The organism is Enterococcus sp. AMC1623, assembly GCF_058216495.1.
This window is the reverse complement of record NZ_CM177096.1, coordinates 161227-183987: the sequence shown is the minus strand read 5'-3', so window position 1 is coordinate 183987 and position 22761 is coordinate 161227. Positions and strand designations below refer to the sequence as shown.

Annotated in this window: 22 protein-coding genes, 2 pseudogenes and 1 CRISPR repeat array; of the genes and pseudogenes, 4 read left to right on the top strand and 20 right to left on the bottom strand. The window is 33.7% G+C overall.

Annotation, left to right across the window (positions count from 1 at the left end; all coding sequences use genetic code 11):
- Positions 1-80 precede the first annotated feature (80 nt).
- Genes AC4BC7_RS00940 through AC4BC7_RS00925 form a run of 4 tightly spaced genes read right to left on the bottom strand, consistent with a single transcriptional unit; the run spans position 81 to position 4779 of the window.
- Positions 81-1082, bottom strand: a complete 1002-nt coding sequence (locus AC4BC7_RS00940; RefSeq protein ID WP_207940104.1) for a substrate-binding domain-containing protein — start codon at positions 1080-1082, stop codon at positions 81-83.
- 17 nt (positions 1083-1099) lie between these two features.
- Positions 1100-2578: a UDP-glucose--hexose-1-phosphate uridylyltransferase gene (galT, locus tag AC4BC7_RS00935; RefSeq protein WP_207940103.1), complete on the bottom strand. Its 1479-nt coding sequence runs from the start codon at positions 2576-2578 to the stop codon at positions 1100-1102.
- A gap of 11 nt (positions 2579-2589) precedes the next feature.
- The gene (galE, locus tag AC4BC7_RS00930) at positions 2590-3579 is read right to left on the bottom strand and encodes a UDP-glucose 4-epimerase GalE (RefSeq protein ID WP_207940102.1); all 990 of its coding nucleotides are present in this window, start codon (positions 3577-3579) and stop codon (positions 2590-2592) included.
- A 42-nt stretch (positions 3580-3621) separates the two neighbouring features.
- Positions 3622-4779: a galactokinase gene (locus AC4BC7_RS00925; protein ID WP_207940101.1), complete on the bottom strand. Its 1158-nt coding sequence runs from the start codon at positions 4777-4779 to the stop codon at positions 3622-3624.
- A gap of 161 nt (positions 4780-4940) precedes the next feature.
- On the opposite strand from AC4BC7_RS00925, the gene AC4BC7_RS00920 reads away from it, so the two are divergent.
- On the top strand, positions 4941-5108 hold the full coding sequence (locus AC4BC7_RS00920) for a DUF3042 family protein (protein WP_207940100.1): 168 nt from the start codon (positions 4941-4943) through the stop codon (positions 5106-5108).
- A gap of 91 nt (positions 5109-5199) precedes the next feature.
- Here the strand turns inward: AC4BC7_RS00920 and AC4BC7_RS00915 are convergent, their stop codons facing one another.
- The 6 genes from AC4BC7_RS00915 to AC4BC7_RS00890 all read right to left on the bottom strand — a co-directional run bounded on the left by AC4BC7_RS00915 (position 5200) and on the right by AC4BC7_RS00890 (position 9493).
- On the bottom strand, positions 5200-5595 hold the full coding sequence (locus AC4BC7_RS00915) for a rhodanese-like domain-containing protein (protein ID WP_207940099.1): 396 nt from the start codon (positions 5593-5595) through the stop codon (positions 5200-5202).
- A gap of 17 nt (positions 5596-5612) precedes the next feature.
- Positions 5613-6581 carry an ROK family glucokinase gene (locus tag AC4BC7_RS00910; protein ID WP_207940098.1) on the bottom strand — a complete coding sequence of 323 codons (969 nt, stop codon included), beginning with the start codon at positions 6579-6581 and terminating at the stop codon, positions 5613-5615.
- A 1-nt stretch (position 6582) separates the two neighbouring features.
- Complete coding sequence (locus AC4BC7_RS00905; protein ID WP_207940097.1) at positions 6583-6789, bottom strand: YqgQ family protein; 207 nt, start codon at positions 6787-6789, stop codon at positions 6583-6585.
- An 18-nt stretch (positions 6790-6807) separates the two neighbouring features.
- Positions 6808-7497, bottom strand: a complete 690-nt coding sequence (locus tag AC4BC7_RS00900; RefSeq protein WP_207940096.1) for a rhomboid family intramembrane serine protease — start codon at positions 7495-7497, stop codon at positions 6808-6810.
- Positions 7490-8053 carry a 5-formyltetrahydrofolate cyclo-ligase gene (locus tag AC4BC7_RS00895; RefSeq protein ID WP_490503540.1) on the bottom strand — a complete coding sequence of 188 codons (564 nt, stop codon included), beginning with the start codon at positions 8051-8053 and terminating at the stop codon, positions 7490-7492. The genes AC4BC7_RS00900 and AC4BC7_RS00895 overlap by 8 nt, the downstream gene beginning before the upstream one ends.
- A 372-nt stretch (positions 8054-8425) precedes the next feature.
- Positions 8426-9493, bottom strand: coding sequence for an IS30 family transposase (locus AC4BC7_RS00890; RefSeq protein ID WP_490502703.1), 1068 nt, complete (start codon positions 9491-9493; stop codon positions 8426-8428).
- A 220-nt stretch (positions 9494-9713) separates the two neighbouring features.
- Here AC4BC7_RS00890 and rpmG point away from each other — a divergent pair, with 220 nt between their 5' ends.
- Both rpmG and AC4BC7_RS00880 read left to right on the top strand, forming a co-directional pair.
- Positions 9714-9863, top strand: a complete 150-nt coding sequence (gene rpmG, locus AC4BC7_RS00885) for a 50S ribosomal protein L33 (RefSeq protein WP_002356321.1) — start codon at positions 9714-9716, stop codon at positions 9861-9863.
- Positions 9864-10056: 193 nt separating this feature from the next.
- On the top strand, positions 10057-10395 hold the full coding sequence (locus AC4BC7_RS00880) for a hypothetical protein (RefSeq protein WP_490503539.1): 339 nt from the start codon (positions 10057-10059) through the stop codon (positions 10393-10395).
- A 52-nt stretch (positions 10396-10447) separates the two neighbouring features.
- On the opposite strand, the pseudogene AC4BC7_RS00875 reads toward AC4BC7_RS00880, so the two are convergent.
- The 5 genes and pseudogenes from AC4BC7_RS00875 to AC4BC7_RS00855 all read right to left on the bottom strand — a co-directional run.
- Positions 10448-10657, bottom strand: a pseudogene (locus tag AC4BC7_RS00875) (hypothetical protein); the annotation flags it as partial.
- A 248-nt stretch (positions 10658-10905) separates the two neighbouring features.
- Positions 10906-11670 carry a DNA/RNA non-specific endonuclease gene (locus AC4BC7_RS00870; RefSeq protein ID WP_490503538.1) on the bottom strand — a complete coding sequence of 255 codons (765 nt, stop codon included), beginning with the start codon at positions 11668-11670 and terminating at the stop codon, positions 10906-10908.
- A 64-nt stretch (positions 11671-11734) separates the two neighbouring features.
- Positions 11735-12190 (bottom strand): hypothetical protein, encoded by a 456-nt coding sequence (locus AC4BC7_RS00865; RefSeq protein ID WP_207940092.1) that lies wholly within the window; start codon positions 12188-12190, stop codon positions 11735-11737.
- A gap of 122 nt (positions 12191-12312) precedes the next feature.
- Complete coding sequence (locus AC4BC7_RS00860; protein ID WP_207940091.1) at positions 12313-13530, bottom strand: CCA tRNA nucleotidyltransferase; 1218 nt, start codon at positions 13528-13530, stop codon at positions 12313-12315.
- A gap of 9 nt (positions 13531-13539) precedes the next feature.
- Positions 13540-13893 carry a MazG nucleotide pyrophosphohydrolase domain-containing protein gene (locus tag AC4BC7_RS00855; RefSeq protein WP_207940090.1) on the bottom strand — a complete coding sequence of 118 codons (354 nt, stop codon included), beginning with the start codon at positions 13891-13893 and terminating at the stop codon, positions 13540-13542.
- 131 nt (positions 13894-14024) lie between these two features.
- Here AC4BC7_RS00855 and AC4BC7_RS00850 point away from each other — a divergent pair, with 131 nt between their 5' ends.
- The gene (locus AC4BC7_RS00850) at positions 14025-14924 is read left to right on the top strand and encodes a YitT family protein (protein ID WP_490503537.1); all 900 of its coding nucleotides are present in this window, start codon (positions 14025-14027) and stop codon (positions 14922-14924) included.
- A 143-nt stretch (positions 14925-15067) separates the two neighbouring features.
- On the opposite strand, the pseudogene AC4BC7_RS00845 reads toward AC4BC7_RS00850, so the two are convergent.
- The 5 genes and pseudogenes from AC4BC7_RS00845 to cas3 all read right to left on the bottom strand — a co-directional run.
- Positions 15068-15705: pseudogene (locus AC4BC7_RS00845) on the bottom strand (IS3 family transposase); the annotation flags it as partial.
- A gap of 414 nt (positions 15706-16119) precedes the next feature.
- Positions 16120-18550: a CRISPR direct-repeat array (repeat unit 29 nt; unit sequence ATTTACATTTCATTATTTTAAATTAAGAC).
- 190 nt (positions 18551-18740) lie between these two features.
- The gene (gene cas2 / locus AC4BC7_RS00840) at positions 18741-19022 is read right to left on the bottom strand and encodes a CRISPR-associated endonuclease Cas2 (RefSeq protein WP_016175470.1); all 282 of its coding nucleotides are present in this window, start codon (positions 19020-19022) and stop codon (positions 18741-18743) included.
- A gap of 3 nt (positions 19023-19025) precedes the next feature.
- Positions 19026-20018 (bottom strand): type I-B CRISPR-associated endonuclease Cas1b, encoded by a 993-nt coding sequence (gene cas1b, locus AC4BC7_RS00835; protein WP_490503536.1) that lies wholly within the window; start codon positions 20016-20018, stop codon positions 19026-19028.
- A gap of 12 nt (positions 20019-20030) precedes the next feature.
- Positions 20031-20519, bottom strand: a complete 489-nt coding sequence (gene cas4, locus AC4BC7_RS00830) for a CRISPR-associated protein Cas4 (protein WP_490503535.1) — start codon at positions 20517-20519, stop codon at positions 20031-20033.
- A 10-nt stretch (positions 20520-20529) separates the two neighbouring features.
- Entirely contained in the window at positions 20530-22761 is a 2232-nt protein-coding gene (gene cas3 / locus AC4BC7_RS00825) for a CRISPR-associated helicase Cas3' (protein WP_490503534.1), read from the bottom strand.

The following is a 22761-nucleotide window of genomic DNA, read 5'->3' as shown; positions in this document are numbered from 1 at the left end:
CCTACCTTATTCAAGTTCTCTCATATTCTACCACAAAAGTTAGAATTGAGACCAAAGTTTCTATTCAAAATAAAAAGAGTCTATAACAGACTCTTTTGCGTTTTTAATGTTGATTGGCGTAAGATCAATTCGGTCGCTAAGACACTTCGCTTTGAAACAGGTGGTTGCTCTTTAATCAAATCAATCAAGGTTAAGACTGCCAGTTCTCCCATCCATTCTGTATAGACACGAACAGTTGATAATGCTGGACTAACGTATTTTGCTACACTGACATCGTTAAATCCAATGACAGAAATATCCTCTGGCACTTTCAGACCGTGCTCCTGAATGGCACGCATTGCACCAATCGCCAACGCATCACTTGAAGCAAATAAAGCGGTTGGATACTCCTTTTCTTGTTTCAAAAATTCTTGCATCGCTTGATACCCACCCTCTACCGTAAAAGCTCCTTGTAGATGATAGTTTTCTTGATACAATTTTAATTGAGTCAAACGCTCCTTAAAAGCACTGAAACGCGGATCATTAATTTCATAATTACTGCGTTTGGTATATTCGATTCCTGATAGAATCCCAATTTTTTCGTGCTTTTCTTGAATAAAATGATCCAGCACTTGTTCGATGCTTTGAGTAAAATCAACCACAATGGAATCATGCCCATGAATGGTATCGTTTGTGTCCACAAATAATAAGGTTCCTTCTAATTCCTCTAACAAACGAATCTGTTTAGGATCAAATTTCCCTAATGCAATCGTTCCCGCAGTAGTCGTTTCCGACAATTGATCAAGCGATTCTTTTAGCAACTGAATATTTAACTCTTCTGCTTTTTTCTCAATCCCTAAACGAATCGATAAATAATATAAATCTTCCAGTTCTTCCGCTGTGTCATACCATTGAACCAAACGAATCACAAACTGTTCACGCCGTTTTTTCTTATGTTTGGTATAATTCAATGATTCAGCTACTTCAAAAATCTTTTGCTTCGTCTCTTGTCCAACAGACAAATCTGGGTCGTAATTGAGGACACGTGAGACCGTAGCAGGAGAAACCCCTGCTTTATCTGCAATATCTTTAATGGTTGCCACGATCTCTCCTCCTTTTATTAAAGTGTTTGGGTAAAGGCTATAAAAGCTTGTTGCCCTTGTTCGTCTCGTTTAAAAACACCGGCATCTTCTAACACGCGTATAAATATCTGGCCAATTTCTTTTTCCATTATAGCCCGAACATTTTCTTCAGAAATTGTATAGCTTACTTTCATTCGTTCTGCCCAGATACGGTGACTTTCTGCTAAATGATTTTCTTGATTTAATAAGAATTTTTCTACTTCTTGCAGCTCTTTTTCCAGACGAGGTGGTAAAATGGCTAGTCCCATCACTTCAATTAAACCAATATTTTCTTTTTTAATATGGTGAACATCTTGGTGAGGGTGAAAGATTCCATCTGGGTATTCTTCTGATACATTATTATCACGTAAAACTAAATCCAACTCAAAGAATTCACCTTTTTTACGAGCAATTGGTGTAATGGTATGATGCAATGTTCCATCTTCAGAAAATGCCACAATGTCTAATTCTGGTACAGAATAGGTACGCCAATTGGCTAACACATGTGACGCAGCAGCAATCAATTGCTCTTTATCTGTTGCTTGTAACCGAATAACTGACATTGGCCATTGAACTGTTCCAGCAACAATCGTTGGAAAATCTTTTAAGGCAAATAAATGTTCAATTGGCGCCTCGGCCATCGCAAACGTATGGTTACCGCCTTGATAGTGGTCATGAGATAAAATTGACCCACCGACAATTGGCAAATCAGCATTTGAACCTGCGAAATAATGTGGTAAGACTTCGACAATCTGTAACAAACGTTCAAAAGTTTGGGAGCTAATTTCCATTGGACGATGTTCTTCTGATAAGATAATACAATGTTCATTATAATAGGCATATGGTGAATATTGAAAGCCCCACGATTCACCAGCTAGATTCATTCTAATTATCCGATGATTGGTTCGTGCTGGATAATTCACGCGACCTTGATAGCCTTCGTTTTCCATACAAAGCATGCATTTCGGATAATGACTCGTCGTAGCAGTACGTTCTGCCGCAATTTGTTTTGGATCTTTTTCAGGTTTGGATAAGTTAATAGTGATTTCTAATTCACCATAAGATGTTTGCACAGGAAAATAAATATTCTTCGCAATGGCACGTGTTTTGATGTAATCATTATTTTTACATAGCTCAAAAAAGTAATCGGTTGCTTCTTTAGGCTTTTTAGCATAATGCTGAGCAAAAAAAGCATTGACCACAGAAGGCGGTGGCGTTAGGAAATCCATCAACTCTCCTTCTAAAATTTCAATAGCCGATAACGTAGTATCAATCACTTGATTTGCTTGTGCAGTTTTTATTAATTCATCTAACAATTCAGTTGATGGACGTGTCACAGGACGCACCTCAAATTCTTCCAACTGATTTTCACCAATCATTCCTAAAATACGATTATGCAAATATAACCGATCCATTTCCATCCAACCACCTGCTGCAATCGCAAGCGTGGCAAAATCAGCAATTGTCTGACTTAACATCCCCTCAACTCCTACTCTTCATACCCATTTGGATGACTCACATGCCAATTCCAAGCAGTTTCAATAATTTTCTTCACATCTGTATACTGTGGTTCCCAACCCAATACGTCTTTTGCTTTATCACTTGAAGCGACCAATGTGCTTGGATCGCCTGCACGACGTGGGGCGATGATTGCTGGGATTTCTTTTTGCGTGACTTCTCGAGCGGCTTCTAACATTTCTTTTACAGAGTAACCATTGTTGCTACCTAAATTAAAGACATTGCTTTCATTCCCAGCTTTTAAATAATCTAAGGCTAATAAATGTGCCGCAATTAAATCTTCTACGTGGACATAATCACGAATACACGTGCCATCTGGTGTATTGTAGTCGTCCCCAAAAATAGATAATGCTTTGCGTTGCCCTAATGCCACTTGTAAAATAATTGGAACTAAATGCGTTTCGGGTGTATGATCCTCACCAATCGAAGCATCTGCTTTTGCCCCAGCAACATTGAAATAACGTAAAGCTACAAACTTCATACCATATGCGTTGTCACACCAGTTCATCATTTTTTCCATCATCAACTTACTTTCACCATATGGATTTTTCGGATTCGTTGGGGTCGTTTCTGAAATCGGTGATACTTCTGGTTCGCCATACGTAGCGGCTGTTGAAGAAAAGACAATGTGTTTCACCTCATGTTCTTGCATCACTTCTAACAAAATTTGCATGCCATAGACATTATTATTGAAGTATTTTAATGGTTTTTCAACGGATTCTCCAACTAACGAACTTGCTGCAAAATGAATGACACCATCAATCGTTTCCTTTTCAAAAACTTCTGCTACAAATGCTTTGTCACGAACATCCCCTTCATAAAAGCGTGCGTCTTGATGCACAGCCGCACGGTGCCCAGTCAATAAATTGTCAATCACTACAACATCTTCACCACGTTGAATTAATTGATTCACAGCGTGCGAGCCGATATAACCAGCTCCACCTAATACTAAAATAGACATTTGTTGTCCTCGCTTTCGTTTTTTAAATACTCTTGTCTTATCTTATAACTTTCTTGCACCATCATCAATGCTTGCTTGATAAATATCGGTCGCATAACCAATTTTGTCTAAATATTCGTTAGAAACAGTTTCTACAAAATCTTGCCAATCGGTTTGTTTGACTAAAGCAATCGCACATCCACCAAAGCCAGCACCGGTCATTCGTGCCCCCAATACACTCGGATGCTTTTGAGCCGCTGTAACCAAGGTATCTAATTCCATTCCGGTCACTTGATACGCTTCTTTCAATGATGCATGCGAAGCGTTTAATAATTCTCCAAAAGTCACTAGATCATCTTTTTGTAATGCTTGACGGGCTTTTAACGTTCGCTGGTTTTCTGTTACAGCATGTTTTGCACGTTTGATTAATGTCTCATCGCCAATTAGTTCAGTATTTGCCAAAAATGTTACTTCATCAAGCTCACCTAATGTTTGAATAGCTAACTGTGTTTGTAATCGGCGTAACGCTTCTTCGCATTCTCCACGGCGTTCATTATATTTGGAATCAGCAAGTTCTCGTCTTTTATTCGTATTCATAATAGCCACCACATATTCACCAAAAATTGCTGGAACGACTTCATACTTTAGGGTAGTTGTATCTAACAATAATGCATGGTCTTTTTTGCCCATTCCAATAGCAAATTGATCCATAATTCCTGAATTAACACCAATGAATTCATTCTCCACTTGTTTGCCGATTTTAACTAAATCTAAACGTTCGATACTTAAAGCAAACAAATCTTCTAAGATAACTCCTGTCAAAAGTTCAATCGAAGCAGAAGATGAAAGACCCGCACCGTTTGGAATATTGCCATAGAAAACGATATTTACTCCCGAATCAATCAAATGTCCTGCTTCTTTTAAAAAGCGGATCATCCCTTTCGGATAGTTCGCCCAATCATGCGCCTTTTCATAATTCAGTTCATCGATTGAAAAAGTAATCACGCCTTTCTCTGGAAAATTTTCAGAATACAAGCACACAAGCTGATCCTCTCGCTTGCTTGCTAAACCATATGTTCCTAAGGTGATTGATGCGGGAAATACATGACCGCCATTATAATCTGTATGTTCACCGATTAAATTGATACGTCCAGGAGCAAAGTAGTTGCCCGTGGCATTTGTTTCAAAAATATCATTGAAAACCTTTTCTAATTTTTCCATCTTATTACCGGCTCCTTTTTTATTAGTAAATACATTGTATAATATTTAGTAAATATTTTCAAATTTTTTATTAAAATAAATTTAACATGGTATATTACTTTGCAAAATTCCCATATTCATTCATAATGTAAGTAAGATAAATGAAGTGAGGTGAAGGAACAATGAAAAAATTTGTTACAGGATTTGTCGTAGGTTCTCTTGCTACAACTGCAGCAACAATCGGCTTGATTGCCACAATAAAAAAACAAGTCATTGATCCAATTGAAGAAAAAGAAGCAGTCAATGATGAAAAACGCCGCAAAGCAAATCGTAAAAGCTTCGCAAGATAATTAAAAACGAGAGATGTCTGTGTTTAACCCCAAAGTTAGATTTTTGATCTAACTTTTGAGTCTCACAACAAACATCTCTCGTTTTTTTATTTTAATTTTTCTGCTTAGTCTTACCCGTCCAGCTATCATAGCCATCTTTTAAGATATAAATATTTTTATATCCTTTTTTACGTAATTTATTCGCCGCACGAACACTTAATGCTTTTGAACGATCATAAAGATAAACTGGTTGATCTTTACGAATTGCTGAAATCGAAGTATCCAACACGGTATAAGGAATGTTACGGGCACCTAAAATATGTCCCGCATCAAATTCAGCTTTCTCACGAACATCAATCACTTGCGCTTTACGCATACCTTCGCGAAATTCTTCTTCTTCAATAATTGTAGCCGAACGTTTTCCTAAGATATAGTAATATAACCAATTTAATCCCATGAAAACTAGAACTAAAAGTAAAACTAGTGTTAACGTATTAAAAAAATTCATGTTTTGTTTCTACCTTTCTATTTTATAAATTGCAAAGCCAATGAAGCCGCACCAATTACACCGGCATCATTTCCTAGTTGTGCTAATTTGATTTGTGTACTTTCTCTTACTTGTGGGAATGTGTATTCATTGAAATATTTTTCAACACGGCTTCGTAAGAATTCCCCTGCAGCCGATACACCACCACCTAAAACAATACTTGATGGATTTAACGTGTTCCCTAAGTTTCCACAAGCTAGACCTAGATAGAAACAAACTTTGTCAACAACCATTAAGGCAAATGGATCATTTTGTTCAGCTAAAACAAACACATCTTTGCTTGAGATATCTTGACCATCATCTAAACGGCGTTTCAATTCAGAGTCACCTGCGTATTCTTCTGACAATTGACGAGCAACACGTACAACTCCCGTCGCACTTGCAACTGTTTCTAAACAGCCTACTTTGCCACACGTACATTCAAAACCATAAGGATCGACTGTCACATGACCAATTTCTCCCGCACAGCCTGCGACACCATGTAATAAGTTTCCTTCTGCAATAATACCGCCACCAACACCGGTTCCTAATGTCATGAAGATAACGTCTGGGTTATTTTCACCCGCACCTTTCCAACGTTCACCTAAAGCAGCCACATTCGCATCATTATCTAATGTAAATTGAATTCCTGTACCTGATTCAATTTGTTCACGAACGGATTGTAACGTTTTCCAGTTTAAGTTATAAGCACCAATAACTGTTCCTTTTTCACGATCAACACTTCCTGGAGTTCCCATACCAATCCCAACAAAGTTTTCAGCTTTCAAATCATACAAATCTAAACGATGATTAATTGATTCAATAATTTCTGGAACAATGTGTGAACCTTCATCCAAAATATTTGTTTCAATACTCCATTTTTGTTGGATTTCTCCTTCAAGTGTCACAATCGCAAATTTGACTGTGGTACCTCCTAAGTCAATTCCAATGATTTTCTTTTCTTCCATCCTAAAAACCCTTCCTGCTTTCTTCGATGCGATGTTCTCGATTTAAGATACCACGTGCTTTTAAATATGTTTCTCGGTCAATCACACGCGCTTCGAATAGCTTTTTTAATTCAATTGCCATCAGTTCAATATCATAAATACGTTTGCCGACATAAATATACAAACCGAATTGTTTAAATAACTGTTGGACATCATATAAAGTTTCCATAAAGACACTTCCTAAACATTATACAAGTATTTCGTATTTTTTGAAACCGTACACGATACAAAAAATAAGCAAAAATACTAAAATCATACCTGAAATAATTCGAAGATGAATCGAATAGCTTTTTGAGTTGTTTGGCACGCTCAAAACATTGCCCAATAACAAACCACCAAGTAAGCCGCCTATGTGTCCCCACATATCTATTGAACGGTCAAAAACGCCAAACAGTAAACTCATTCCAATAAACAAAGTAAATTGTCGAACCATCCCTTGAATTGCTGGATGTCCTTTAAAATGAACACCTAAAATAACAAATGCACCGAATAAACCAAATAACGAAGTACTCGAACCTGCTGACTGCACACCTGCTTGATTAAAAGCAAAACTCAAAGCATTTCCTGCAAAACCACTGATTAAATAAATAATTAAAAAGCGCACATGCCCATAGATAGCTTCAATTTGTTGTCCCATAAAATATAGAACCACGGAATTGACTGCAAAGTGCATCAATCCATAATGAATAAAAATGGGCGTAATAAAACGCCAATACTCATGTCCATGTACCACTAACGGTCCAAACATTGCTCCTCTAAACTCGATATATAGACTTGGAAACAGAAAAGCTAATAGATAAACGACCACCTGGATAGTTAAAAAAGTATACGTCAAAAAAGGTGTTCGTTTTAAACGATTAAACGATAAATTATTCATACGTCACTCCTTTATAGCTATCTGTAAAAATCCGCGCTACTGGAAGGTCAAAGGAATCCGGTTGCCATTGATTATTTAATTGTTCCGAAAAAACCAAGCTACACGTTTGTCCTTGATATTCTGCTAAGTATCGGTCATAAAAACCACCACCAAAACCGATACGATACCCTTCTTTGGAGAAAACAATGCCTGGAACAAGCAAGACATCAATTTCTTCTTTAGAAACATGTAAAGCACTGACTGGTTCATCAACACCAAACTTCGTCGTCCGATAAGCGGTTCTTTTATCTACTTCATAAAAAGCTAATTGCCGTTTTGGTAATGATTTAGGAATAACGACAACTTTATTTTCTGCCCATGCACGCTTCATGATTGATTCAGTATTAAATTCAAATGATGTTGAACGAATCATCCCAATAACTTTGGCTTCTTTCCAAATTCGTGAAGCAAAAAAGAGAGCTAAAATCGTTTCTTCTTTTTTTAATTTCTTTTTAGGATGTTCCGCCAGCTTTTTTAATACAACTATTCCTGACTGACGTAGTTCCGCTTTTTCCATAAATTCACACTCCTTTAACTATAATCAAAGCCTTACACACATCCTTTATTTTAACATGGAACCCCTCTTCCGCCTATAACTAACCTTCAATTAAACGCGGAAGAATCGTCAAGTAAAATTACTGCTTAATTGCAATATCAAATGCATAAAAAATTTTAAAAACCTTTATAGACAGCGAATTACTCAATAATCCAGTATTACCAATGCTTTGAAGCCATTGACGGCAGGGAGTGTTTCATCCCTTACCATTTTTCAGGTGAGTTGTTGGTGGTTCTGACCCAAGAGGATAGGTTAGCTGAGTCAAGAGAAGGAGCAAAGCGGCTCTTGACTCAGCTAATCTATTCTCTTATCCTATAGAACCAACAAAACACCTTAAGCTGCTTGTAAATCGGCCAGTTCTTCCTGAAGGCGTTCTGCAGGTGTTGTATAGCCCATTATTTTTCTTGGTTTGTGGTTGATCGTATCGGTTACTTCCAGTAAATACGAATAGGACAATGGACGCAGAGTGACTCCCTTTGGGATAAATTCTCGGAGCATGCGGTTATGCCTTTCGTTCGTTCCTTTCTCCCAAGAAGCATACGCATGAGTAAAGAAAACCTGAACGTCTTCAGCAATGCTTTCGATAAGAGACAGACTTGAAAACTCAGAGCCGTTATCAGTTGTGAGTGACTTGAACTGTTCTAGCCCCTGTTTTTTCATCAAGTCAAGCACGCCTTTTTGAACCAGCGCTGCGCCTTTTCCCCAAACTTTCTTAGTGAGGCAGTAGCGTGTTTTCCGTTCAACCATAGTGATGATGACAGGCTCATTTTTTGTTTTCTTACCTAATACTAAATCAACTTCCCAATGCCCAAATTCTTCCCTCGAGAGTACTTCTGGAGAGCGTTCTTCGATACTGCGTCCCAAGTGTTTAGCGTTATGACCTTTAGGTTCAGAAACGGTTGTTTTTCGTGGCCGCATCCTAGTCTTCATAGGCAAATCGATATTACGGATTGGAAGTACGGCAGCATTTATCAAAGCGTAAACGGTCTTCGTGCATGGTACGCGTTCGTCAGGGTGCAACTTTCTATAAGAGTGTACAAAAGTATCCACACTATAAATCCGCAACCCCTTCTTGGGTGCTAGATTTTCAGGTAAGGCAGCAAGGAAAGCCGCAGAATATTTATTATGATCCCGCGCATGCGAGTTCTCACGATTTTCTTTATAAACCCGTGCGCCTGAGGCGGCAATATACTGCTCGTAATAATTGCGCTTATAGTCAAGCTGGCGCGTTCTACCGCGTTTCAACTCACGAGAAACAGTGGGTTGGCTGACCCCTAATTCTCGCGCCATTTCAGCTTGTTTATAGGTGCCGCTTTTCGCCATCTGTTCCAGCATTCCGCGTTGGATGTCAGTAAGTTGTTTGAAGGTGCGCTTTTCTGTGATACAATTATTTTTGGTCATGTAGATACCCCTTATACTTTTGGTTTGGTTGCTAACAAGTATATCGTATCTACATGATTTTTTCGTTTATTTCCTTATGCATTTCATTTTACAATTTACCAAGTAAAATTACTTAACAAAATTTGCTAAAAAGGCTAGATTTCTCTGAACAAACGTGATATTATAGTTTGGTCTGAGAGAGAGATCTTGGAATATTCTAGATATATGGGAGGGAAAACAAATGCGCGTAAACATTACTTTAGAATGTACTTCTTGTAAAGAACGTAACTACCTAACAAACAAAAACAAACGTAACAATCCAGATCGTTTGGAAAAACAAAAATATTGCCCACGTGAAAGAAAAGTTACTTTACACCGTGAAACTAAATAATAGTTTGAAAATAAGCGTCGAATTCTTGATAAACAAGTGTTCGACGCTTTTATTTTTCAGGCTTTTCAAAAGTCTTTAGAATATGTACTTTCTTATTTTTCTAATTTATCTGATCCAAGTCTTTATTTGGTTTCATTAGCTGATAAAATAAGAAGTAATGATTACATTGTATTATGTTAAAGAAGGGATTTATATGGAACTTTTATTAGAATTTTTAAGTAACTTTGTAATTTTTGCTGATGAGCTTATTTCACCTGATTTAGAAAGCAAAAAAAAGAAACGAATCGCTGTTCTTCTCTCCCTTTTTTCTTTTCTTATATTTTTGTCCTTTACTTTATTTTTAATTTTTTTGACATTTGGACTATTAAATCTATTAATTAGTGATTTTGATATAATAATTGCTTTTTTAGCCATGCTCCTTCTTTTATGCAATTGTTTTTTGGTATATAAAAGCTACGCATATTCATTTGGAATTGTAGTCACTATAAAATTATTTATGAAAGAATCTAATATCAATAAAAAAGAAAACTAAATATTTTTAATTGCCCTTTATACATCAACCAATCTAGTCATTTTACTTGTAGATAGTCTTTCACAATTCTCGCTTGTGTAATCATTCTTCTCACATATCCACTACCATTAGTTATAGGAGTTCCCACTAGAGGATATGCTGAACCATCCCGTTGAACGATTCCATAAGTAGGTCCATGCATCTCATAGATATCCGGATCCATACTTATTCCAACTTTCCCTTGAATATTTCCTAAAATTCCAGCAATAGCTTCTTCGCTATAGTTTTTCTAATGTAAAAAATTCCTAATAACATTGACATGTTCACTACTCATAAATCTCTCCTATTTTCCCATGCGTCCATGGTAGATATATGCCTTACATAAGAAGTTTAATGCACATCCTGAAGTCAAAAAGAGTAAACCGATACTCATCTTAGATATCCTATAATTTCTTTATAAACCATTATCATTCCTTTTGACTGTGTATTCACTAAAAAAAGCCACGACTACTCATAGTAATCGTGACTTTTTTAAATTTTTCTAGAATTACCTGTAGCATAATCAATGCTATAACCATCTTGTATATTATAGATAAAAATATTAAAGCATAATTCTTGATCCTCCACACTATGCGCTTCAATTTGAATCCCTCGCGGAACAAGTTCTTCGCCTTTGAAGTACGGTGTTACCCGATAACGTACATGATTACCGGTCTCTTTCAAATAATTAGCTACTTTATCTTCATATTCTTTCATGGGTTTTTGATTCATTTGTTGCGTACCAGTAAATAAGTTTTGCCAATTATCATTTTCTCCAGTAAAACGAAAAGCAATCAAATGCGAACGATTGTATAACCATTTTCCATCATCTAGTTTCTTTTGTTTCCAACCTGATGGATAGACCCTCGAAATATCTCCTCGCTCTTCTTTTGGCATCATGCTTTTATGTAATAACGCATTTGCCGAACCAACACGGTTGAGAGAATCAAGCGGAGAAAAAGTTTGCCAGGATCCATTGGCAAGTGATAATTCTTGTTCGGTAAACGTCGTATGATTGTCATTTAGTGTCACCACAATATTTGTACCATCATACTCTGGTAACACATCAAGCTGCGGATAATTTGCTAACTGTTCTGGTGTATCATCAAACGCATCCAAAATAGTTGTTGGATCGGACCAATCCACTTTTGACAAGTCAATTTGTCCAGCTGTCGCCGTGAAAACAAGCAACGCAACAAGTGAATACAATACCCCTTTAACAGTATTTGTCGGTGTATTGTTTTTTTTCTTTGCCATATCATTCCACCTTATATTTTTTCAGAAAGAAACGAGAATTCTAAAAAGAATTCTCGCCTGTTGTTTATTCGAAGTGTTTGCCGTAGATATCATCTACAGTATTTTCTGGATCGATAACAATGTAAAGATTTTTAGTTTTTTCACTGATTTTTGTTGATTGGTATGCATTATCCAATCCATCAGTTGATTTATCTTTGTATGGGAAATAAATAACATCAGGATGACCTGTTTCGTATAATAATTCCATACGTTCGATATCTTCATATTTTAAGGCACGTGCAAACATTCCTGATTCCAAACCACCTAAGTTGATATCGTGTGTTGATACATGGTCGCCTTCTTGGAAGATTTCAATTTTAAATGCTTCACATGGGTGAATTTCTACAAAGTCACTGCCTTTAATACGACCAAAGCTTGTTGAAACCTGCTTGATCCATAAATCACCAATGTAACGACGATCGATTGTCCAAGTTTCTCCATTTCGGAAAAGTAATTTTAACGCTTTCATTTGTCTAGCCATATTGAACTCTCCTTACCTTATTGGTTAATAAATTCCACATACTTAGTGTAGCATAACAATTGTCTCTAGTAAATATAATACACAATGAGAAGAACTAGTTTTTCTCATTGTGCATCAAATTCTTAACATTCGTTTTTTTCAATTGCAGCTGCTGCATAGTTAAGCAACTCTTTTTTCTCATTAGGAATTACTTGTTCTACCACAGCTTGCTCACAAAGCGTCAAGATTTCTTTCATCCATTTTCCAGGTTTTTTATCAAAATAAGCCAATAAATCATGCCCACTAATTGCTAAATCTTGCAAAGAGTGAATAACTAATTGCCGATACGCTTCTTTTACAGCAGTTATATCATTTTCTAAACCAAAATACGGCAGTAATTCTTCTGTTAAAATAGCTTGTTCTTCACCTAATACATAAAGTAATGGTTTCGTAAAAGCTTGTGTTTTTCTAAATTGCAAGCCCATAAATACGGCTTGTGTCGTACGAATACTATCATTCGAACACTTCCATGCTTTCATAAACGGTCGAATTTCTTTATTTGATAAGCCTAGTTGGTCAATTAACAACACCCACGCATGAACTTCTTTGTTAATTTGCTGATCGGTTAATTCCGCAAAACGTAATAAGGATTCACCATACGCCCGCAGTTTAGGGCAATAACTATAACATTCTGTTTCAACAAACATCTGCAAGCCTTGTCTGCGATATTTCCCAAGCAATAATTTGATAAATTCAATATTGATACGTTCAACTGAAATTTTTTCTAATAACGCATGGTTATCATAAATCGATGCAAACGTTTCTTGCTCTAATTGAAACCCTAACTGACTAACAAATCGCAAACCACGCATCATTCGCAAAGCATCTTCATGAAAACGTTCATGAGGATTTCCAACCGCACGTAACACTTTATTTTCAAGATCAGCTAAGCCATCAAATAAATCAATAATTTCACCATCTTCTTTTAAAGCAAACGCATTGATCGTAAAATCTCTCCGTTTCAAATCTTCTTCTAAAGACCGAACAAATTCAACATGATCGGGACGGCGAAAATCTTGATAAGTAGATTCTGTACGAAATGTCGTAATTTCATATTGCTCTTCCTCATCTAAAACCAAAACCGTTCCATGTTCAATTCCTACATCAATGGTTCGAGGAAATATCTCTTTAATTTCAGCTGGGAAAGCACTTGTCGCAATATCAACATCATGAATGGCGTGGCCTAATAAGACATCACGCACACTCCCCCCTACAAAGTAAGCTTCAAATCCTGCATCTTCAATTTTCTTCAAAATAGGTAATGCTGTTTGATATTCTTGAGGAATTACTTCTAATTTCATCAGATCACCTCATTTATCTTCCGCAGTTTGTTTCCCATCTTTTCGTTCAAAACGGTAGCTATCTCTGCGATTAAATTTTTCCATATTTTCTTCAAAAACTTCTGTCAAATCAATATCTAAAGAATTCGCCATAATCATTGTCACAAATAAAACATCACCTAGCTCTTCTGCGACTGTTTTGGCAGCTTCTGTTGTTTTTTTAGATTTCTCACCGTAATGATGATTAACTTCTCGAGCTAATTCCCCAACTTCTTCTGTTAAACGCGCCATTTGTGCTAACGGGCTAAAATAACCTGATTTAAATTGTTGAATATACGCATCAACTTCCTCTTGCATTGATACTAAAGAACGTTGCTTATCCACATTCATCCACTCCTCTAAATTTCTCCTTTTCTATCTTAACAAATTGAGAAAAGAATTCATAGAAAAGAACTATTGTCTATTGAATATTTACATGCTACATTAAGAACGATTCTTTTATAAGGAGGAACAGTATGCAAACAATTTTTTCATTTCGAACTATTCGAGATATTTTAGTTATTCTTCTAGGCACAGCTATTTATGGATTTGGTATTGTTTTTTTCAATATCCCTAACGATTTAGCAGAAGGTGGCATCACCGGAATTACATTAATCTTGCGCGCCTTATTTTCAATTGATCCTGCAATTAGCACATTAGTTTTAAATATCCCTTTAATAATTATTGGTGGACGAATTTTAGGTAAACGTGCTTTGTATTACACAATTTTGGGAACTGTGGGATTATCTTTTTGGTTAAGCTTTTGGCAAAAAATCCCACTAGTCATCGATTTACAACACGACTTGCTCATTGTAGCTTTACTAGCTGGTGTCATTACAGGAATTGGTAGTGGCATGATTTATAAAGTTGGGGGAACAACAGGTGGTAGTGACGTTATCGCACGTATTGTAGAGAAAAATTTTGGAATTTCTGTTGGAAAGTCATTACTAATTTTTGACGTAATTATTTTGATTCTTTCATTATCTTATATCAATTTAAATCGTATGATGTACACCTTAATTTTCGCTTATGTCTTTACTAAAATCATTGATTCCGTTTTGGATGGCGGTTACTCAGCTAAAGGTATTTTAATCATGTCTGACAAAAATCCAGAGATTGCGCCTTTATTAATGCAGCAACTCGAACGCGGTTTAACTTATTTCAATGGTGAAGGTGGTTATTCAAACCAAACAAAAAATATCATTTATATCGTTGTCAGTCCACGTGAAATTTCTGAAGTAAAACGGATTGTCCACGAAACAGATGAAAAAGCCTTTGTTTCAGTTATCAATGTCCATGAAGTAGAAGGCGAAGGATTTAGTTATTTGAAGCCTAAAAGACAGAACTTATTATCAAGAAAATCAACATCTATTTAATCGAACAAAACACTTTTAAAGATCGTTAGAAAGGTAACTTATTAAAGTATTTTAGGTTATTACTAGCGATGATGTTACTCGTTTAATTTCTTCTGAAAAATATGAATATTAGGAAGTGGAGTTTTCAAGAAAAAACTAGACACTTAATTAAGAGAATAAGCGGAATTTTTTTCAAAGTCTCTAGGAGATTGATAGCCAAGGTCAGAATGTATACGTTTTGTATTATAGTAAGTTTCAATATATTTAAATATCTCTATTTGAGTCTGATCGATATCTCTGAATTGAGCATCATTGATCAGCTCTCTTTTTATCGTTTGGTAAAAAGATTCCATTAAAGCATTATCATAGGGGGTTCCTTTTCGACTCATACTAGAACGTGCTTCTTTTTTTCTTAACACTGCTTGGAATTTAGTACCTGTGTATTGTGAGCCTTGATCAGTGTGAATAATCAGCTCTGGTTCAGGCTGCTCTTTTCCAAATGCTTGAAGAAAAAAATCCACAACTAATTGATCTTTCATTCTAGATGACATAGACCACTCAACAATTTTTCTCATGTAGACATCAATAAATACAGATAAATAAAGTGTTCCTTCTTTCAAAGGGATATAGGTAATGTCTCCTAACCAAATTTTATTTTTTCTGTTGCCTTAAACGTTTGATTAATAAGATTGGGTCGTGAAAGAGAGGGTGATTTTCGATTAACGAGAATTCCTTTTTTGTTTAATACTTTTGTTATTCAAATCGCTCCATATCTTCCATTTTTCTTTTGGTTGGTTTTCTTTTAATGAACGTCTTGGCATAATCTAGATCCTCGCTTTCCCTTAATTTTTTGTCTAGTTTATTATACCAAGCCCAATTTCTCCACTCCAAAAAAGCCTAACTTTTTGAGGTCTCTACACTGTAGAATAACTAAATAGAACTGATTTTTCTAATTGTCTCATTTCTTTCATCATAATTACTTCACGGGCAGTATTTGGTATACACTCGAATGAATAATTAGTGATAGCCGTTGAAGCCAACCAGCAATTCATTAAGATAGTATTTAAACTTTAAGTGTTTTGACATAATATTGAACTTTTTTTATTAAATTATATCAGACTTTTTTTATTAAATTATTATGAATTAGATCCACACATGTTCCATTATTTTAAATTAAGATAAAGTAGTGAGCATATTCATCAGCATCCTGAAAAGAATTTACATTTCATTATTTTAAATTAAGACTGCCCGCAGGAGCCTATTACAAAGGGCTACGACTCGATTTACATTTCATTATTTTAAATTAAGACCTGAACGAATATGGCTCTTGCCTTCCATCAAATTTCATTTACATTTCATTATTTTAAATTAAGACCAAAGTCGGGATTTAACTTTAAAATTTATGTTGAGATATTTACATTTCATTATCTTAAATTAAGACAGTGTAGCTTGCCCTGCTCGTTAAAAAGGTCGATAATTTACATTTCATTATTTTAAATTAAGACTCACCTGTCCAAGTATAAATATCAGGGGAAACAAGATAATTTACATTTCATTATTTTAAATTAAGACTCGGCACAGCGTGACTTGTACGACGCACTAAAAAGATTTACATTTCATTATTTTAAATTAAGACTAGCGCTCCTCGGCTACGGTATAGTTCGTGATGTACATTTACATTTCATTATTTTAAATTAAGACACACCATCTTGGACACGTTCTAGTTGCTTTTCCCGGATTTACATTTCATTATTTTAAATTAAGACTGCCGTACCTTATACTTGGGAATACGCATGGAACGAATTTACATTTCATTATTTTAAATTAAGACAAGGTACTCCTTGCCAATCCGGCGAGCACTAAGTTATTTACATTTCATTATTTTAAATTAAGACTAAATAACCGACTGTTACTCTTAATCTAAATTTATCATTTACATTTCATTATTTTAAATTAAGACTAAGATGACTGAATTATTACAATCTCAAGTTTATAATTTACATTTCATTATTTTAAATTAAGACGGTGGTCATCAACGTGTTGCTGTGGCTAAAGATTTAATTTACATTTCATTATTTTAAATTAAGACGTTCATCACAGCGACTATACAACTGTGCCAGCTGAAATTTACATTTCATTATTTTAAATTAAGACGGCGTGCTGGCTTCCGTGATAACTTTCCAAAAATTAATTTACATTTCATTATTTTAAATTAAGACTCCGATGAAAAACAACACCGTATAAAACCCATGAAAATTTACATTTCATTATTTTAAATTAAGACCACTAACCCCCTTGCTAATTAAAGTTTGATAGTAGTATTTACATTTCATTATTTTAAATTAAGACATTACCAGTTTTAACACGAGCATATTTAACTTTTTTATTTACATTTCATTATTTTAAATTAAGACAGCTAGTGATCCGTTATTAAAAGCAGAAGCAACAATATTTACATTTCATTATTTTAAATTAAGACGAATTGAATGTACATTTGGTTTTAGCAAATTAATGAATTTACATTTCATTATTTTAAATTAAGACTGTACCCTCGATTCAACAACTCTTTATATTCATCTTCATTTACATTTCATTATTTTAAATTAAGACTAACGGTACTAATTTAACTAAAGGGATTGAATACAAATTTACATTTCATTATTTTAAATTAAGACAAAATCATGGAACTGACTAAAAAAGGGTTAGAGTTTATTTACATTTCATTATTTTAAATTAAGACGCAAACGACTAAATACTTTTTCATCATTTCACCATGATTTACATTTCATTATTTTAAATTAAGACCTGTGGTACGGCGCTAGCTACTGTAGTCATAATCAGATTTACATTTCATTATTTTAAATTAAGACTAAAGGCGGCCATTTAATAAATGGTCAAGCGATTGTATTTACATTTCATTATTTTAAATTAAGACTTAGAATTTTGTTTAATATACTTCATCATTACTCAAATTTACATTTCATTATTTTAAATTAAGACCACGTCGTTTAAGGTCTTACGCAACAAATGATACTTATTTACATTTCATTATTTTAAATTAAGACGTTTAGCGGTTTTCCGTAAGGCGTATCATTATCTGTATTTACATTTCATTATTTTAAATTAAGACTTGCAACCTAATTTTATAAATAGGATTGCTACGGATATTTACATTTCATTATTTTAAATTAAGACGAGGGGTAACACTAATGAGATTACTAGTAAATCAGATTTACATTTCATTATTTTAAATTAAGACAAGGTGTAGAAGAATTTTATAACTTATTGGATGGTTATTTACATTTCATTATTTTAAATTAAGACAAAAACGTGACAACTCAAATTCACACGCGCAAAGATATTTACATTTCATTATTTTAAATTAAGACTGCGCAATACAGTAAGCAAACCGATGTTATTATTGATTTACATTTCATTATTTTAAATTAAGACTATTTGTCATATACCCTAATGCTTTGCGATAGATGGATTTACATTTCATTATTTTAAATTAAGACAAGTGCTGTAACTGTCGTCACGACTTGCTCTGTGTAATTTACATTTCATTATTTTAAATTAAGACATAAATCACATATCTTATTAAGGAGCGATGACCTAATTTACATTTCATTATTTTAAATTAAGACTCCGTTGCATAAGAATATTGATACATATAGGATTCATTTCGCATTTCTGTTGATAGGTCCTTTTTTACTCGCAAATTTAATTTATTGATGGTAATATCATTAAATTTTTATAGTTAAAACCTTGATTTATCAATAGTTCAACTCATTCTGTCGAACTATTATTAATTTTACACTATTAACGATAGACAGACTAGAAAAATGTAGAAGTTTTTTCTTCTTCATTCATTCCCCAAAAGTCTTTTTTCAACCATCTGCGTTGAGTACTATTGAAAACAACTACAGAATCCATATCATCGCGAATAAATTCAGATAGCTCTATTTGTAACTTCTTTAATTTACTTTGAGTTAATTCTCCTTCAAAAACAGATTTTTGAACATGAGTTAGATATTTCTTGCAAATTTTAAAAACATTTCTAGAGATTCTTGCACCAGAACCCTCAGTAGAAATATCATATATTAAAATAATATACATCTATTACCACCATATTTTAAACCCTTCATAATTTTTATCATTCATTAAATGTTTAATTAGTTTATAACATTCTAAACGCATTAAGCGACGATAAGATATATGTCGTTTTAATTCTCTATGTTTAATTGTTTTTTCTAACCGTTCATTATATGCTTTTAAAATTTTTTGTTGTGCACTTTTTTTTAGATAACAAAAATTAGATTCTGTATCAAAATCTGATTCAGAAATAACTTTTTTATTCAATAACGAAAATATTAATCGATCTACCAATATAGGTTTAAAAATTTCTGCAATATCTAACGACAATGAAAATCTTCTATCACTTGCACTATGCAAATAACTGATTGTCGGATTGAGTTGAGAGACATAAATTTCAGAAAGACAACTAGTATAAACAAGAGAATTCAAGAATGAAATCAAAGTATTAATCATATTATCCGGTGGACGCTTTACACGTTTTTGAAAATCTATTTTTTGATTTACAATAATTGCCCAACATGTATAATAAACCTGATGGATATTTCCTTCAATTCCCATCAATTCTTGAATATTTTTTGCACGACTAATCAGTTTTCTCAACGCTTTTAGTTGATTCAACTGTGTCTCTAAGTCTTTCCCTCTCTGATGATAATAACGAACATTGCGATAAATATTATAACTTGCAGAATAAATAATTTCTTTAGCAATAATCAGTCGACGTGTTTCATCAGTGTAATGTTCTACTTGACGAATCAATAAGTTACCCGATATATTAACTTCTTTCGGATAGAAACTTCCTGTATAATAACCATAATAATTAAAAAGATGCATGGGAATTTTGTTTGTAGAAAGAAAGTTCAAACATTTAGTATTCATACTCGTTTCACCAAATAAATAAATATCTCTAGTCATTTCTATCTTTATATCCTTGAAACGTCCATCTGGTGCAGTCATTCTCACAACGTTGTCTTTCCTTTTTAATTCTCCACTGCTAAATAAATAATAACTTTCCACCATTGAATATCCTCCTTAAGAAAAACAATATTCATAAAATGCACACTTCTTACACCATTTTTTATTTATTGTAGCGGGTGCATTTTCTTGGTTACTTATATATTCAATATCTAATAATATATCTTTTAATTTCTCCTCTTCTTCATCATTCAATAATATTTCCTTGCGTTTTTTTAATAAAGGATAATCTAAGATTCCTCGTTCAACAGCTATTCCTTTTTTACGTAAATAAGAAATATAGTATCGAACTTGCCATTCTGCAGATTCTTCCATCGATTTACTTTTTTTCACTTCATGAATAATTTTCCAATCTTGTAAGAAATCAATATTCACTGTTTCGTCAATCATAATTTGCTTTTTTTCTCTGGTGTAACTTGATTGATCCAATAATTTACCCAATTGAACATTCTCATGTTGTTCTTCAAAAGATAGATGATGAACATGTAGCCATAGTTTTCTATGACAAACAAAATAATAATTAATCATTGTACCTGTAATTTTCATAAATATTCTCCTAGAAAAATTGATCCTCCACGTCAATATCTGCTTTTTTCTGTCTTTTATGCAATTCTATTCCATTGTTACTATCATAATTGCAACTGATTAAAATATTTATTTTTTCATAATCATTTATTTCCAGCTCTTCTATTTCTAAACCTTTGATTGCATACATAGGTAAATCTACTTTGTACTCATTTAATAGAATACGTCCTTTTTTCTTTTCTATTTTTTCTTGAGATGTTGCTATTTTGCTTGGAATTTTTAAAAGTTGAACAAGCTTTGTAATTACTTTTTTATTTTCTTCATAAATGCTTGAAGGGATTACACTCAAATTATGGATGTTCCGAAACTCATTCAACACCTCATTTTTACTTTTTTCTCCTTCAAATAATAACTCTAAGAATTCTAAGTGATCGTTAATCGACTGATAAAAAGTTGAGGTCTTGACTTTATCAGTTGTAAACGCTTGAGAAATTAATTTTATTTTTTCTAATTCTGTTAATGGACCCGAAACTTGTAGTAATGTATTTTTAGACAGTTCATAAATTTCTTTGTCAATTACTGTTCCAATTCCCGAACAATTTTTGCTTCCTCCATCATATACATAGACATTTATACCTATTTCTGGAATCCAGGGTCTTTTACGATAACATCTACCCATTCGTTGAAATAACCCACTCAAATCAGAAAGTTCTGTAAATAAGATATCAAAATCAATATCTAGGGAGGCTTCCACAATTTGCGTGGAAATCCAAATACCTACATCTGTATTTCCATTTTGGGCAAAATTAAGAATATCTTTTTCTTTTTGCGTACGATCTCTACGAATAAACGCACTATGCATTAAGTGTACACATTCTGTTCCTACTTCATCCGAAATTTGTTTATACATTTGTTTTGCTTGCTTTATCGTATTACAAATAACTAGAATTTTATTTTTAGAAAATGCTCGAATTATTTTTGAAGTATTCATTGTCTCATGTAAAATCTCTACACTATGGCGAATCATTAAATTTTCATCTATAAAGCCTTCTTTAGGTTGCTTAAAACGTAATCCTTCTTTAATCATTAGATCTGTAATATATGGTGGAAGTGTCGCTGTTAAAACAGCAAAACTTCCACCATAATCTGTAATCATTTTCAAACCATAAACCAAATAAGCCAATAAATCAGCAGAATACATTTGAATTTCATCAATGATCACTTTGGAATACGACAATGTAGCAATTTTTTGCTCATACCCTGGATAGCGAAAAACTATATCAAACAATTGATCTAGTGTACACACTGTTAATGGCAATGATAATTGTCTTGTTCTATTTACATAATTATCTACATCTAACAACTCTTCAAAAATGCCCTCATCTTTGGCTCGTAAATATTCTTGATGAATACTAGAATGTAATAAACCTATTTTTTGTTCTTGTTTATCTTTAACAACTTTTGTTACTATTCGATTGTATATAGCATTAATAGCAGCTTTAATTGGTAAAGTAAAAAAGCCTTTATTATTACCTAACCATAGTAGTCCTGCTTCAGTTTTCCCTAGACCAGTTTGTGCAGTAATCACAAGATTTTCCTTTTGATGTGTTAACATATATTTCTGTAACTCATTCCATTGATACCCTAAATTCCCCATCGAATCTATAAGAAAATCATTAGGATGTTCCACTTCTATATGACCACTTGCTGCATAGTCTAATCGATTAAGCAATCCTTTTAACATAACATAATCAAAGTACGCATCACCAAATTGAATAACTGTCATGTGAATATCATGTTCAAAATATTTTTTAGATAACACTCGTATATGCAATTCATCAATTCCCAATTGTTGATATGGGAAATCAGTAATATCTAAAGTGCTTATTTCTCGTTTGATATCCGCTATACTCACCTTACTAAAATCCCGCTCATGATGTCTTCCAATTGCATAAGCTAAAATTTCCACTTCTTCTTTACTAAATCCTTTATGAATCAATTCTTTTGCAGGAATAAAAGCTGTGCTTAAGAGACCGTGTGGAACTTCTCCAGCTATGGTACGTAAATTTTTGTCAACTTTATATTGAAATTTTTCGTTTAATTTTCCTAAATCATGATATATACAAGCCAATTTTAATAACTCCCAATTTACATTGATATCAGGATAAATTTCTTTTAAAATATCTAAGTTTTTCAAAAGTAACTTCGTATGTTGAATGATAGTTTCTCCATCAGATTTGGCTAAAAAATTTTTCCCTTCCAT